The following is a 13,684-nucleotide window of genomic DNA, read 5'->3' as shown; positions in this document are numbered from 1 at the left end:
AGATGGCTGAATTTAAGTTTACAGATTTGGTAGAACCAGTTGCGGTTGATAAAAAAACCGCTTTACGTATTACTGTTCTGGGGGGAGGTAGCTTCGGGACGGCTATGGCAAATTTAGCTGCACGTAATGGTTGCGATACCATGATCTGGATTCGTGATGCCGAAACAGCTGAGGAAATTAATAAAACCCACATTAATAAACGTTATTTGCCAGATTTTATTTTAGAGTCATCATTACGCGCTGTGTCTGATCTTGAGCAAGCCGTGTGTGATCGAGATATTATTTTGGTCGCAATTCCGAGTCACTCATTCCGTGATGTCTTAAAACAAATTGCTCCTTATATTACTGCACAGGCGGTTGTGTCTTTAACCAAAGGTGTTGAAGCTAAAACTTTCAGCTTCATGAGCGATATCATTCGTGAAGAATTACCTGAAGTTCCTTATGGTGTGCTATCAGGTCCAAACCTTGCAAAAGAAATTATGGCAGGTATGCCATCTGGCACTGTTATTGCCAGTGACTCTGAATTAGTACGTTATGCTGTGCAACATGCTCTGCATAGTGCTCTATTCCGTGTTTTTGGTAGTGATGATGTGCACGGTGTGGAGTTAGGTGGTGCGCTTAAAAATATTTATGCGGTTGCAATGGGAATTGGTGCCGCTTACAAGATTGGTGAAAACACCAAGAGTATGATTTTAACGCGTGCTTTGGCCGAGATGAGCCGTTTTGCAGTAAAACAAGGTGCAAATCCGCTTACATTCTTGGGGTTGTCAGGTGTTGGTGATTTATTCGCTACTTGTAATAGTCCTTTAAGCCGTAATTATCAGATTGGTTATGCTTTAGGTTCAGGTAAAACACTTGATCAGGCAAGTAAAGAGTTGGGGCAGACAGCAGAAGGCATCAATACAATCGTTCAGGTGCGTGGTAAAGCAGAAGAATTAGATGTTTATATGCCTATCACTAACGCTTTATATGAAGTTATTTTTGAAGGGGCACCTCCTTTAAATATTGCATTATCTCTTATGAAAAACGGACACCGTAGTGATGTTGAATTTGTTTTACCTCATCACGAAGTCTGAAGAAGAAATGTCATAAATTGTGGTTATAATGCAGGAATTATTAACAAGGAAAATTTATGCAACTGACATTGGTTCGCCATGGGGAAGCCGCTCCACCTGTAAATGGTAACGACACTAAACGTCCTCTTACTGCTCGTGGACATGCTCAAGCAGAACAGACAGCAACATTTTTAAAAGATATTGTTAAGCCTGATATTTTTGTAGTTAGTCCTTTGTTACGTGCTCAAGAGACATTGGCACATATTCAAGCTTATTTTAAAGATGTGCCTGTGTTGTTATGCGATAAAATTAAGCCAGATGATAATGCTAAAGAAGCAATTGAGTGGTTGTCACAGATTCCTTATGAGTCAATTGTAGTAGTTTGTCATATGAATGTAGTAGGGCATATTGCTGAGCTACTGACTCATGAAAACTTTAATCCATTTGCATTGGCTGAAGCTCGAATTTATGATCAGGCTGTGATTGCAACTGGCTTATCAACACAAAAAAATAGTTTTATACCCACAATATAATTAAAAAGGTTATTTAGCCCATTATGCTGTATTTATGGATGCCTGAAACCAATGGAATATGGCATTGGTCTAACGGAGAAAACTGGTTGCAGGCTGAAAGCCTCGACCAATTAATACAAGACCTACAATTACATCAAGGAAAAGAGGCTGTCGTCTTTTTTCCTAGTCGTCATGCTCAGGTATTCCAGCAACAAATAGCAAAGTCTCATTACAAACAACTGGGGGCAGATGGTGTTAAATATTTGCTTGAAGAGTTTGTGACTTTACCGATTGATCACATGAAAGTGGTTCATCATTTTCATGCTGATCAATTAACAATATTGGGCGTTGCAAAAACCACTGTGGAAACATGGCAACATGCAATGAATTTGTTGCCAATCAAGCTTGTTGCTTTGTTGCCAGACTTTTTGATTTTGCCAGAACCACAAGAACACCAAGTTATCCTTTGTAATATTGATCAAAAATTACTGGCGCGTGAAAGTAAATGGGTGGGTAATTCACTAGATGATTTGGGATTATTTTTGGAATTCCAGCCAGTTGAAACAAACTATCAATATAGTGGATTAACGACAGAACAATTAGAAAGCTTAGAAGCAGCTTCTAGTGTTGAGCAACGTTCAGAGTTTTTTTATCAATTTCAGGGTTTAGATAAACCTAAACAGCATCCTTTTAATATTTTACCGAAAGCCAAAGGACAAGAGCAAACTGTCTCAGGTTACTGGAAAGCATGTGCTGTTATTCTTTTAGCAATCATTGTGGTTCAGTTTAGCTATGATTTATTGCGTTGGGTCAAATTAAGAAATGTAGCGAATCAAACAGCTGAACAGGCGATAGAGCAATATAAATATTGGTTTGGTCCTTCTAGTCGTGTAAACGAACAAAATATAAAAAGCCAATTTGAAAGTCATTTACGCATGAGTAAGCAAGGTGATACACAAGCACTTTCTTTATTGAGCCGTGTTGGACCTATTTTGATGCAAAGACAAATTTTAGCTCAACAATTAAATTATGATGCCTCTACACTAACCATGGCTTTAAAAGCAAAATCTGCAGATGATTTGCAAGCTTTAACTCAGCAACTCAATCAGCAAGGATTTAAGGCAGAGTTAGGTAATGTTCAAGCCGATGGTGGTGGGGCAATTGGGGTGGTGAAAATACAATAATGAAAATGTTAGCTCAATTGCAGAACCGCTTTGATCAGTGGATCCAACAAGTTAATCAATATTTAGACCGTTTGACTGTCCGTGAACGTATTATGGTGGTCTTTACTACAATTTTTGTTGTAGTAGCTATTATTGGAGCTTCACTTTGGAAAATGCATTCCTTAGCAGAACAACAGCAACAGCGTTTAAATGATTTAAAAGATTTGATGGTGTGGATGCAAAGTAATGCGGTCACTATGAAACCTGCGAGTGAGCTTGAGCTGGGGCAGGCAGAAAAAATACAACGTGTAGCTCAACAGCAAGGTTTAACGGTTACTTCTCAACAAAATGGTGAGCAGTTACAAATTATTGTTACTCATCAGAATTACGCAATTTTAGCTAACTTTTTAACCCAACTGGCACAAATGGGCTTAAGTATTGAAAAAATGGAAATGGTTTCAAGTGAAGGTCAGATTAAATTAACAGCGACGGTTCAATAACATATTAAAATATGCTGGTCTTAAGCATGGTGTTTTGTGCTCCCTGTGCCTATAATATGCCTACCTAAAATCAGTAGATTGTGATTGGTATGTTATATTCACTTGCTCGCCCGATGTTGTTTAGTTTAGCACCAGAGCGTGCCCATGAATTAACATTATCTATGCTTGATAAAGCACATAAGTTCGGCCTACTCCGTCAGAGCGTAGAGGCGAAACCAACGACTTGTATGGGAATTGAATTTCCAAATCCAGTAGGTTTGGCAGCCGGTCTTGATAAAAATGGTGCACACATTGATGCTTTAGCTGGGTTGGGGTTCGGTTTTATTGAAATTGGAACCATTACACCTCGTCCTCAATCGGGTAATCCGCAGCCGCGCTTATTCCGTATTCCAGAAGCTCAAGCCATTATTAACCGTATGGGGTTCAATAATGATGGTGTTGATAAGCTGATCGAAAATGTCAAAGCTTCAAAGTTTAAAGGAATTTTAGGCATTAATATTGGTAAGAATGCTGATACGCCTGTAGAAAAAGCTGTTGATGACTACTTGATTTGCCTTGAGAAAGTGTATAACTACGCTTCATATATTACCGTTAATATTTCATCTCCAAATACTAAGAACTTAAGAAGTTTACAAAGTGGCGATGCATTAACTGAATTGTTGCAAACCTTAAAAGAAAGACAACTTGAGCTAGCTGAACAAAATAACCACTATGTTCCTTTGGTTTTAAAAGTTGCACCTGATTTAACAGCTGAAGATGTTGAGTTTATTGCAGCTCAATTAGTGCAGTTCAAAATTGATGGCTTGATCGTTACTAATACTACCTTATCAAGAGAAGGTGTAGAAAATCTACCTAATGGTAATGAGTCGGGTGGTTTATCTGGTGCACCTGTTTTTGAAAAAAGTACAGAATGCTTACGTTTGTTTGCTCAAACATTGAAAGGACAAATCCCATTAATTGGTGTGGGTGGAATTTTGTCGGGTGAACAAGCAGCAGTCAAACAGCAAGCTGGAGCAACATTAGTGCAAATCTATAGCGGGCTTATTTATACCGGTCCTGTTCTAGTGAAACAATGTGTTGCAGCCATGACTTAAGTGAATATGAACACAATTGATATCATTATTCTGATACTTTTGCTCATTGGGGGGCTAAACGGTTTGCGACAAGGATTTATTAAAGCCTTTGCGAACTTGGTAGGATGGGTCATTGCATTAATTATGGGTGCAAAATATGCTGTCCTTCTTGCTCCGTCTATGTCGGGTTTAAGTCATGATCCAGTTGTTCAAAAAATTGCAGCTTTTGCATTTATAGCACTTTTGATCATTGTTTTAACATGGATCGTCTCTGCATTTTTAAATGGCCTCTTGAAAAGTCTGAAATTGGGGCCATTAAATCGTTTAGCAGGTGGTGCTTTTGGTTCTTTAAAAGGCTTGTTGGTTGTACTAATTACAATGCAGGGTGTAGGGCCTTGGGTTGAAAGTTCACCGCACTGGAAACAGTCCAAATTTATACAGTTTTTATTGCCTTATGCGCCTTTAGCTACCGAGTTATCTAAAGATGCTGCAAGTGAGGCATTTCATCAAATAACATCTGGAGGTAGTGCATCAGGCACTCCTTCAAAACCAATGGACGAATCGGAAGATTTAGAAAACCGATCCGACCATTCGACAAAGAATCCTTTTTATTAATTCCTAGCTTGTCTGCGAGGTTGCTATGTGTGGAGTTGTTGGTATAGCCGGTAAATCGCCAGTGAACCAAATGTTGTTTGATGCTTTAACGATGTTGCAACATCGTGGGCAAGATGCAGCTGGAATAGTAACCTGCCATGAAGGCCGTCTTTTCCTTCGTAAGGATAACGGTATGGTGCGTGATGTCTTTCATACTCGTCATATGAGAGCATTACTTGGTAATTATGGTATTGGCCATGTACGTTACCCAACTGCTGGTTCTGCGAGCAGTGCTGAAGCACAACCATTTTATGTAAACTCACCTTACGGTATTACACTTGCACATAATGGTAATTTGACCAATGCAGAAGAAATTCATGATGACCTGTTTAAAACAGATTTACGTCATATGAATACTGATTCTGACTCAGAAGTTCTTTTAAACGTGTTCGCGCATGAATTACAGAAGAAAGGCACTTTAAATCCTACAGCTGACGATATTTTTCACACGGTTTCTCGTGTGCATGAGCGTTGTCAGGGTGCGTATGGTGTCGTAGCGATGATCACTGGTCATGGCTTGGTAGGTTTCCGTGATCCAAATGGTATACGTCCACTCATTTATGGGTCACGTGTGACTGAACAGGGTGAGATGGAATACATCATTGCTTCTGAATCGGTTGCTATTACTGCTCTTGGTTTTAAAATTGAGCGTGATATTGAACCAGGTGAGGCAATTTTCATCGATGCAAATGGTCAGTTGTTCTCTAAACAATGTGCTGCTAATCCTAAATATCGCCCATGTATTTTTGAGTACGTTTATTTTGCTCGTCCTGATGCCATTATTGACGGAATTTCGGTTTATAAAGCGCGTTTAAAAATGGGTGAAAAGCTTGCTCATAAAATTTTACGTGACTGGGGTGAGGACCACGATATTGATGTGGTTATCCCAATTCCTGATACGAGCCGTACTTCAGCTTTAGAACTTGCAAATATTCTAGGTGTGAAGTTCCGTGAAGGTTTTATGAAAAACCGTTATATCGGTCGTACCTTTATTATGCCGGGTCAACAGCAACGTAAAAAATCTGTACGTCAGAAATTAAACCCAGTTGAGTTAGAATTCAAAGGTAAGAACGTTCTATTGGTGGATGACTCTATTGTACGTGGTACAACGTGTAATGAGATTATTCAGATGGCACGTGATTCTGGTGCAAAAAAAGTATACTTTGCGTCAGCAGCACCAAAAGTGATGTATCCAAACGTTTATGGTATTGATATGCCTGCTAAAGCTGAGCTTATTGCTTCAGAACGTAGTGTGGAAGAGATCCAAGAAATTATTGGTGCTGATCGTTTGATTTTCCAAGAATTGGAAGACTTGAAAAATGCTGTACGTACCAGCAAAGTGCCTGACTTAACTGAGTTCGATTGCTCAGTATTTGATGGAATCTATGTAACAGGTGATATTGATGGTAACTATCTAAATAACTTAGAGCAGAAGCGTAATGACTCTGCGAAAAAGAAAAAAGATGGTTATATTGATGTCAATGTCGATGCTGCTTCTGTAGATTTAACAGGCATCAAAGAAGAATAGAAATCGCCGAAAAAAGCGGGTATTTCCCGCTTTTTTCTTTTATGATGAAACCTAACAATGTAATTGGGAATATTTACATTGAAAGAAGTAAGCCACTATCTAATCGAAAATAAAAATATGGCATGGTCCATCACTATGTGTTTGGTTGCTGTGTTGCTTACTATTTTTATCTTAAATTTAATTTTAGGTTTACTCGTACATTTTTTTGATTATAGCCAACCAATTTGGTGGCATACTTTAAGTCCTTACTTCATTGCGCTATTACTTTTTATTATGGTTTGGTCGGTAGTTACCGAACTTTATATTCTGCGTAAAGGTGGGCACTCTTTAGCAAAACAACTTAAAGCACGTCGTTTGGTGAAAGAGGAAAGTACTCCCGAAGAACTTGCGGCATTAAAAATTACAGAACACTTAGCGCAAACTTTTTCACTTAAAGTTCCAACCGTATATGTACTACCTGATGAAGTTGGTGTAAATGCACTTACGGCAGGTTTTCATCCCAAAGATATCGTAATTATTCTGACATGGGGTGCTTTACAGAATCTGGATAAGCTTGAGTTATATGGTTTATTGGGCCATGAGTTTAATCAAATTTTATCGGGTGAGGCTGTTGAGAATACAAAATTAAAGATTTTATATAGTGGTTTAACAACTTTTAGTCAGTGGGGTAGTAAATTAGCCAAACAAGGTTTTAAGCGCTATAGCCCGGGCTATAAACATAAATTTGAAACAGTTTTTGTTGCGGTGGGTGGAGTCATCTGGTTGGCTGGAAGCCTCGGTGTACTGATTACTCGTTTTATCAAATATTTGACTTTGAGTGGGCGTACCTTTCGTAATGACCAAAAAACAGTACGACTATTAAAAAATAATGCAAATACCCAAACCTTGTTGCGTATTTATGTTCACCACTCTGGTTCGCAAATTCATAGTGCTTATTCCGAATCAATCGCACATATGTGTTTTGCTAACTCACTGAGCCCCCAAAGCTGGATGAATATTCACCCGAGTATTCGTGAACGTATTTATGAGTTAAATCCCACTTTGCTACAAGATTTACAATTAGAAAATTTAAAGAAACTTCGTAACCGTCCGTTGTTTAGCTTATTTCATTTCTTGGAAGAATCTGAGAAAGAAATTTATATTCCGTGGTCATCTCCGCAGCCTCTACCTTTATTAAGGCTTTCACCAATTAGTTTTGCATTAAATGATGCTATTAAGCCTCTGAGTAGTGATGTACGTCGAAATAAAAAGCGTCCAGAATTAATTCAACGAGCACTACAAACTGCGACTGGTTCGCGTGAAGTGATGGTCGCTATTTTGATGATTCGCCAATATCGGGAATTCATTCCAAAAGATGCACCTGTGAGTCATGCCATTATTGATGCATTATTGAATTTGGATGGGCGTATCCATATTCAGATATTTCATGATGCTTGTAAAAATATTGGGCATATACCTGCAAGTATTGCGCGGCAATTTCTTACTAAGCTAGCACTTATTATCCAAGAAGATGGTGAAATTGGGTTGTTAGATGCACTTTTACTGGAGCGGGTTAAACATGAGTTGAACTTGATGCCGTTACATCTACCGACTGCATTTGAAGAAGTGAAACCTCAAATTGTCCGTTTGATTGATGCTCTGCTTCATGTTCAACAAATTAATAGCCCGAATCAGTTAGAAGTACGTGAGCGCATTTTACGTTCGTTACTCAATCCAGATGAAATGTATATCTATGATGAAATTTCAGATGAGCCATTAGATCTGGCTGAAATTTTAAATGATATTGCTGGTTTATTATTACGTGACCGTCTAAGTATTCTAGCTATTGCAGAAATGTGCTTGTGGAGTGACCGTATTATCACGCAAGATGAACTGGATGTGCTTGAATTGCTTTATTGGCGTTTTGGCTTTGAGACAGAAGAAATTGTGGATCAAATGCAAAAGAGAAATAGTGTGATGATTATTTAAAAGACATATACGATTATAAAAACATCTGAATGAAATAAAACACTGAAAAAAAAACTGAAGCCCGTTAGAATGTAGGTAGAGTAGAGGTATTGATTTACAGATGATTGGGCAGCAAAGAAATATATTGGCAACTTTGGGAATTGATGTATGGATTCCTAAGATACAGGTGTGCCAAAGAAATAATGCTCAAAGCCTCTGGCGAGATCAAGCTGCTCCAGAAGGTGAGCCAATTATATTGCCTTCTAAGAGCAATCCAGTTGTTGAGCAGCCGACAAAACCACAAGTCAACGAAATTCCAAAAGCTGAACCTGAAATTGCGGTACCACTTCCAGTAGAAGTTCCGCCTGTTGTAGTACCTCGTGCTGAAGTACAAGCTCCAGTGGTTACGATTGCTTCATTTGAGTTGCAGGCTTTTGCGCTTGAAAAGTGTGTTATTTTTTTAGATGTTACTAATTTAAGTGAAGAAGAAAAGCAGCTTTGGAATAACATTCAAAAAGCAAAAATAGGGCAATATGCTGAACTAAAATGGCCGTTCCCTTTAGCTAACTATCAAGACCAACGTGGTGCAGGTTCATATATTCAAGGATTTTTAGATGCTGTCGCAGCAGGCAAGAAAATCTTGTGCCTTGGTGAATGTTCTTATATTCAACATGCCAATATTATTCATTTGGCGAGTTTAAAAGAGATGTTGGAGAAACCACTCCTTAAAAAAAGGTTATGGCAATTAATGCAAGATAACAACGAGTAGTAGGGATTTACATGAAAAAAGTTGTAGTTTTTAGCCAAATTGATGAAGAAATTTTGTCTCGATTACAACAGGATTATCATGTTGTGGTTCTTAATCCAAAACTGGGTGATATTAATGAGCAAATACGCCAACAAGTTGTAGATGCTGATGGAATGATTGGTGCTGGTCGACTTCTTAATGAAAGTAATCTTGCGCCTGCTCAAAAACTCAAAATTATTTCATCTGTAACAGTTGGCTATGACAATTATGATGTGGCTTATCTAAACCAAAGAAAAATCTGGTTATCAAATACCCCTCATGTTTTAACTGAAACAACGGCTGATCTTGCTTTTACATTATTACTAAGTGCCGCTCGAAAAGTTCCTTTTCTTGATCATTGGACTAAACAAGGTGAATGGAAAAGAACTGTTGGGCCTCAACAGTTTGGTTTAGATGTTTTTGGAAAGACGCTAGGAATTATTGGACTTGGTAATATTGGTGCTGCAATTGCACGACGTGGTTTTTATGGATTTAACATGAATATTGTTTACCATAACCGCCGTGAAAAACCTGAATTGGCAGAGCCTTTAAAAGCACAATATCTTGGTTTAGATGAGTTATTGCAACAGTCTGATTTTGTAGTAACCGCAGTTGATTTAAATAATGAATCGAAAGCCTTGATGGGTAAAGCTCAATTTGAGCTTATGCAAAAGCACGCTATTTTTATAAATATTGCGCGTGGTTCAGTGGTTGACGAGCATGCATTGATTGAGGCCTTACAAAGCGGTGAAATCTTCGGGGCTGGTTTAGATGTATATGAAAAAGAACCTTTACAAGATTCAGAGCTTTTTAAACTGCCAAATGTTGTTACTTTGCCTCACGTAGGATCTGCGACTGCAGAGACCCGTAAAAAAATGGCAAATCTTGCTTATAAAAATCTGGTTGAAGCTTTAGAGGATAAAACTCCTAGATATTTGGTAAACCCAAACTTTGCATAAATGATTAATAACACTTCATTGCAAAACTAAGCGATCTCGAGTGATATATTAAAAGTCTATTGATTGAACATAATTTTTTATGTTTTATATCAGTAGACTTTTTTGATGGTTTAATTTTACTAGAGAAAAACTTTTGAGATTTTTGCCAATTATTTTAAGTACGGCTTTTATAACAAATGCTTCGTACGCACAGCCTTTCGACCCTCAGCCTTCTGCAAATCAAGTAGAAATTCCAAATATTGGAAGTGGGATTGGTTTGCTTGATCAACAAAAAGAAAAATTTATTGGCGAAAAAGTTTTTCGTGAAGTTCATAAACAAATGCCTGTTATTCAGGATGTCTGGTTAGAAGATCAATTTTTTCAGGTATTTTCGAGTATTTTAAGTGAAACTCAGCTTGGTCAGCCGATTGGTTTAGTCGTGATTAAAGACCCGCAAATTAATGCTTTTGCTGTTCCGGGTGGCTTATTTGCGCTCAATACAGGGCTTATTGCCTCAGCACGAAATATTGATGAAATTGCTGGTGTTATGGCGCATGAAATTGCGCATGTATCGCAAAGACATTTTAGTCGCTCTGAAGAAGCCTTTAAAGGTCAAACATTGCTAAGTCTAGCAGGACTTTTAGCGGGGGTGGCTATAGCTGCGCAGGGTGGTGGTGATGCGGGTGCAGCAGTGATGCTTGGAACTCAAGCTGCACTCATGGATAAGCAATTAACATATAGTCGAAATCAAGAGCGTGAAGCAGACCGTATTGGTATGCAATATATGTATGCGGCGGGTTATAACCCTCAAAGTATGGCTGATTACTTTGAAACAATGCATAGAGCTACAAGTCGAGTAAGTTTTTTACCGGATTTCTGGTTGACTCATCCCTTGACGACTGAGCGTATGAGTGAAGCTAGGCTCCGTGCAAACCAGCTGCCTAGAGTTAAAAATCGTATATATGATGCAGATTTTGAAATTTTAAAATGGTACACCATGGTGGTTGCCAATCAGGCCACTGAAAACCAACTACAAAGTTTGGCCTCGCAAAAAAATATTGCTGGTCTGATTGCCTTGGCAGCATTTTACACAAGACAAGGTGATTATGTACAAGCGCAGTCTACTCTAGATCAAGCGAAATCTAGTGGAAAGCCTCTTGTAACATTATTGCAGACAGATATTTATCTTGGCCAAAATAAGTTAGATCAAGCTTATACTACAATTGCTTCTATGCAGATGACGATGCCTGAAAATAAAGCTTTTAGTTATAAGTTGGCTGAGGTGTTGCTGCGCCAAGGTAAGTTTGCGCAAGTTCAAACCTTGGTTCAAAGATTTATTAATAAGAATCCAAGAGATATACAAGGTTGGCAATTTTTACAGCAAGCTGCGAATTTGGATAAGAATGGACCTTTAAGAGCGGTTAATGTTTTACGCTATCGGGCTGAAGCAGAATATTGGTCGGGTAGTGAGGAAAATGCAATTAAATCAATGTTGCATGCCCAGCGATTGGCAAAAGATAATCAAGCAATGTCGGCAAGAATAGACAGTCGTTTGAAACAAATGCAAGATGAGCGAAGAATGAAAATTTAAGAGTTATAACTTACTTAATTTGCGGATGTGCAAGTATAGACAAAATAAAGAAGCTTGATTGGAAGAAATATAAAATTTAAGAAAGGGTAATTAAGCTAACTTAGCTTTAATTTTTGCTGAAACTTGAGCAGGATCGGCACGCCCGGCTATGATCGGACGTAGAGAATTCATCACCTTACCCATATCTTTCATGCTAGTTGCTTCTTGAGCAGCAATCGTTTGCTCAATGATAGAATCAAGCTCTTCCTCAGTCATAGCTTCTGGTAGAAACTGAGAGATAATCTCAGCTTCGGCTTGTTCTTTACTAGCTAAATCATTACGACCAGCACCTTCAAAGGCTTTGATCGATTCTTTACGTTGTTTAATTTGCTTTTCAATGACCGCAAGAACCTGAGCGTCGTCAAGCTCTTTGCGCTCATCGACTTCGATTTGCTTAATTGCTGCTTGTAGACTACGCAAAACCGTCACTGTTGCCATATCTTTGGCACGCATAGAAGTTTTTAATGCATCAGTAATTTGGTTTTTTAAAGTAGTCATAATTCAGCAGTCAATCACAAATTAATTAGTAAAGGCGAGTAGTACGTACAGATTCGCGAGCCAATTTCTTTTGGTAGCGTTTAACTGCTGCAGCTTTTTTGCGCTTACGTTCTTGAGTTGGTTTTTCGTAGAATTCGCGTTTACGAACGTCAGCTAAAACACCAGCTTTTTCGCATGAACGTTTGAAACGACGGATAGCTACGTCAACTGGTTCGCCTTCTTTCAACTTAACTTGTGGCATGTAAAATCCTCTAGATTATGGATAAGATCAGGCACACCATTGCGCCGGATCACAAGTGAAGGTCAGTATTTTACTCATTTACAACTCATATCACAAGTCTATAATAGCGATTGCAATATTTTGACTCATATAAAAGGCAGTTTTGATGATTGTTTTAGGCTTGGAAACTTCTTGTGATGAAACAGGGTTGGCACTTTATGATAGCGAACTCGGCTTACGGGGACAGGTTCTTTATAGCCAGATTAAACTTCATGCCGAATATGGTGGAGTAGTACCTGAACTTGCTTCTCGTGACCATGTTCGTAAATTAATTCCTTTAATGAATCAATTGCTTGAACAAAGTGGTGTAACAAAACAAGAGATTGATGCGGTTGCTTATACGCGTGGTCCTGGCTTAATGGGAGCATTAATGACAGGTGCACTGTTTGGCAGAACTTTAGCTTTTTCTTTAAATAAACCTGCAATTGGTGTTCACCATATGGAAGGTCATATGTTGGCCCCATTACTTTCAAGTCAACCACCTGAATTTCCGTTTGTAGCATTGTTAGTTTCAGGTGGACATACACAATTGATGGCAGCCCACGCTATTGGTCAATATGAACTATTGGGTGAGTCTATTGATGATGCTGCGGGCGAAGCTTTTGATAAAGTTGCAAAAATGATGAGCTTGCCATATCCGGGTGGGCCCAATATCGCAAAACTTGCATTATCTGGTGATCCATTAGCTTTCGAGTTTCCAAGACCTATGCTTCATCAAGGTCTAGATTTTTCTTTTAGTGGTTTAAAAACAGCTGTGTCTGTTCAATTGAAAAAATTGAATGGTGAAAACCGTGACGCTGACATCGCTGCTTCATTCCAAGAGGCAATTGTAGATACCTTGGTAAAAAAATCAGTAAAAGCTTTAAAGCAAACCGGACTTAAACGTTTAGTGATTGCAGGTGGAGTTAGCGCAAATTTAAGACTACGCGAGCAATTAGAAACTTCTTTGGCGAAAATTAAAGCGCAAGTTTATTATGCCGAACCTGCTTTATGTACTGATAATGGGGCAATGATTGCATTTGCTGGTTATCAACGTTTAAAAGCAGGTCAGCATGATGGTTTAGCGGTAACGACCACGCCGCGCTGGCCGATGACCGAACTTACTATTCCTGAGTAAGA

General features: G+C 38.6%; 14 protein-coding genes. 12 read left to right on the top strand and 2 right to left on the bottom strand.

Going from position 1 to position 13,684, the window contains the following annotated elements:
• Positions 1-2 precede the first annotated feature (2 nt).
• From HJG58_RS08945 to HJG58_RS08895, 11 genes are all read left to right on the top strand, one after another.
• Positions 3-1,076 (top strand): NAD(P)H-dependent glycerol-3-phosphate dehydrogenase, encoded by a 1,074-nt coding sequence (locus HJG58_RS08945; RefSeq protein ID WP_002115297.1) that lies wholly within the window; start codon positions 3-5, stop codon positions 1,074-1,076.
• 56 nt (positions 1,077-1,132) lie between these two features.
• Positions 1,133-1,588 carry a SixA phosphatase family protein gene (locus HJG58_RS08940; RefSeq protein WP_086265862.1) on the top strand — a complete coding sequence of 152 codons (456 nt, stop codon included), beginning with the start codon at positions 1,133-1,135 and terminating at the stop codon, positions 1,586-1,588.
• Between the two features lie 23 nt (positions 1,589-1,611).
• The gene (gspL, locus tag HJG58_RS08935; protein ID WP_170248626.1) at positions 1,612-2,751 is read left to right on the top strand and encodes a type II secretion system protein GspL; all 1,140 of its coding nucleotides are present in this window, start codon (positions 1,612-1,614) and stop codon (positions 2,749-2,751) included.
• Positions 2,751-3,230, top strand: a complete 480-nt coding sequence (gspM, locus tag HJG58_RS08930; protein WP_170248625.1) for a type II secretion system protein GspM — start codon at positions 2,751-2,753, stop codon at positions 3,228-3,230. Before gspL ends, gspM begins: the two co-directional genes overlap by 1 nt.
• 89 nt (positions 3,231-3,319) lie before the next feature.
• Positions 3,320-4,324 carry a quinone-dependent dihydroorotate dehydrogenase gene (locus HJG58_RS08925; protein WP_086265864.1) on the top strand — a complete coding sequence of 335 codons (1,005 nt, stop codon included), beginning with the start codon at positions 3,320-3,322 and terminating at the stop codon, positions 4,322-4,324.
• Positions 4,325-4,330: 6 nt separating this feature from the next.
• Positions 4,331-4,918, top strand: coding sequence for a CvpA family protein (locus HJG58_RS08920; protein WP_002115251.1), 588 nt, complete (start codon positions 4,331-4,333; stop codon positions 4,916-4,918).
• A gap of 25 nt (positions 4,919-4,943) precedes the next feature.
• The gene (purF, locus tag HJG58_RS08915) at positions 4,944-6,485 is read left to right on the top strand and encodes an amidophosphoribosyltransferase (RefSeq protein ID WP_044100970.1); all 1,542 of its coding nucleotides are present in this window, start codon (positions 4,944-4,946) and stop codon (positions 6,483-6,485) included.
• A gap of 78 nt (positions 6,486-6,563) precedes the next feature.
• Positions 6,564-8,453: a M48 family metalloprotease gene (locus HJG58_RS08910; RefSeq protein ID WP_078221132.1), complete on the top strand. Its 1,890-nt coding sequence runs from the start codon at positions 6,564-6,566 to the stop codon at positions 8,451-8,453.
• Between the two features lie 100 nt (positions 8,454-8,553).
• A complete protein-coding gene (locus HJG58_RS08905) occupies positions 8,554-9,201 on the top strand; it encodes a hypothetical protein (RefSeq protein ID WP_170248624.1) in 648 nt (215 codons plus the stop codon).
• A gap of 11 nt (positions 9,202-9,212) precedes the next feature.
• Entirely contained in the window at positions 9,213-10,178 is a 966-nt protein-coding gene (locus HJG58_RS08900) for a 2-hydroxyacid dehydrogenase (protein WP_078221130.1), read from the top strand.
• 142 nt (positions 10,179-10,320) lie between these two features.
• On the top strand, positions 10,321-11,748 hold the full coding sequence (locus HJG58_RS08895) for a M48 family metalloprotease (protein ID WP_080759594.1): 1,428 nt from the start codon (positions 10,321-10,323) through the stop codon (positions 11,746-11,748).
• A 90-nt stretch (positions 11,749-11,838) separates the two neighbouring features.
• Here HJG58_RS08895 and HJG58_RS08890 read toward each other — a convergent pair whose 3' ends face one another.
• Together HJG58_RS08890 and rpsU are read right to left on the bottom strand one after the other, a co-directional pair.
• Entirely contained in the window at positions 11,839-12,285 is a 447-nt protein-coding gene (locus tag HJG58_RS08890; RefSeq protein ID WP_002115302.1) for a GatB/YqeY domain-containing protein, read from the bottom strand.
• A 25-nt stretch (positions 12,286-12,310) separates the two neighbouring features.
• Positions 12,311-12,526, bottom strand: coding sequence for a 30S ribosomal protein S21 (rpsU, locus tag HJG58_RS08885; protein WP_001136722.1), 216 nt, complete (start codon positions 12,524-12,526; stop codon positions 12,311-12,313).
• A 145-nt stretch (positions 12,527-12,671) separates the two neighbouring features.
• Here rpsU and tsaD point away from each other — a divergent pair, with 145 nt between their 5' ends.
• A complete protein-coding gene (tsaD, locus tag HJG58_RS08880; RefSeq protein WP_005068344.1) occupies positions 12,672-13,682 on the top strand; it encodes a tRNA (adenosine(37)-N6)-threonylcarbamoyltransferase complex transferase subunit TsaD in 1,011 nt (336 codons plus the stop codon).
• The last annotated feature ends 2 nt before the right edge of the window (positions 13,683-13,684 follow it).

Source organism: Acinetobacter geminorum (assembly GCF_013009345.1).
In the GTDB taxonomy this organism is placed as follows: Bacteria; Pseudomonadota; Gammaproteobacteria; order Pseudomonadales; family Moraxellaceae; genus Acinetobacter; species Acinetobacter geminorum.
Note: the sequence above shows the minus strand (reverse complement) of the source record. Positions and strands in the feature narration are given on the sequence as shown.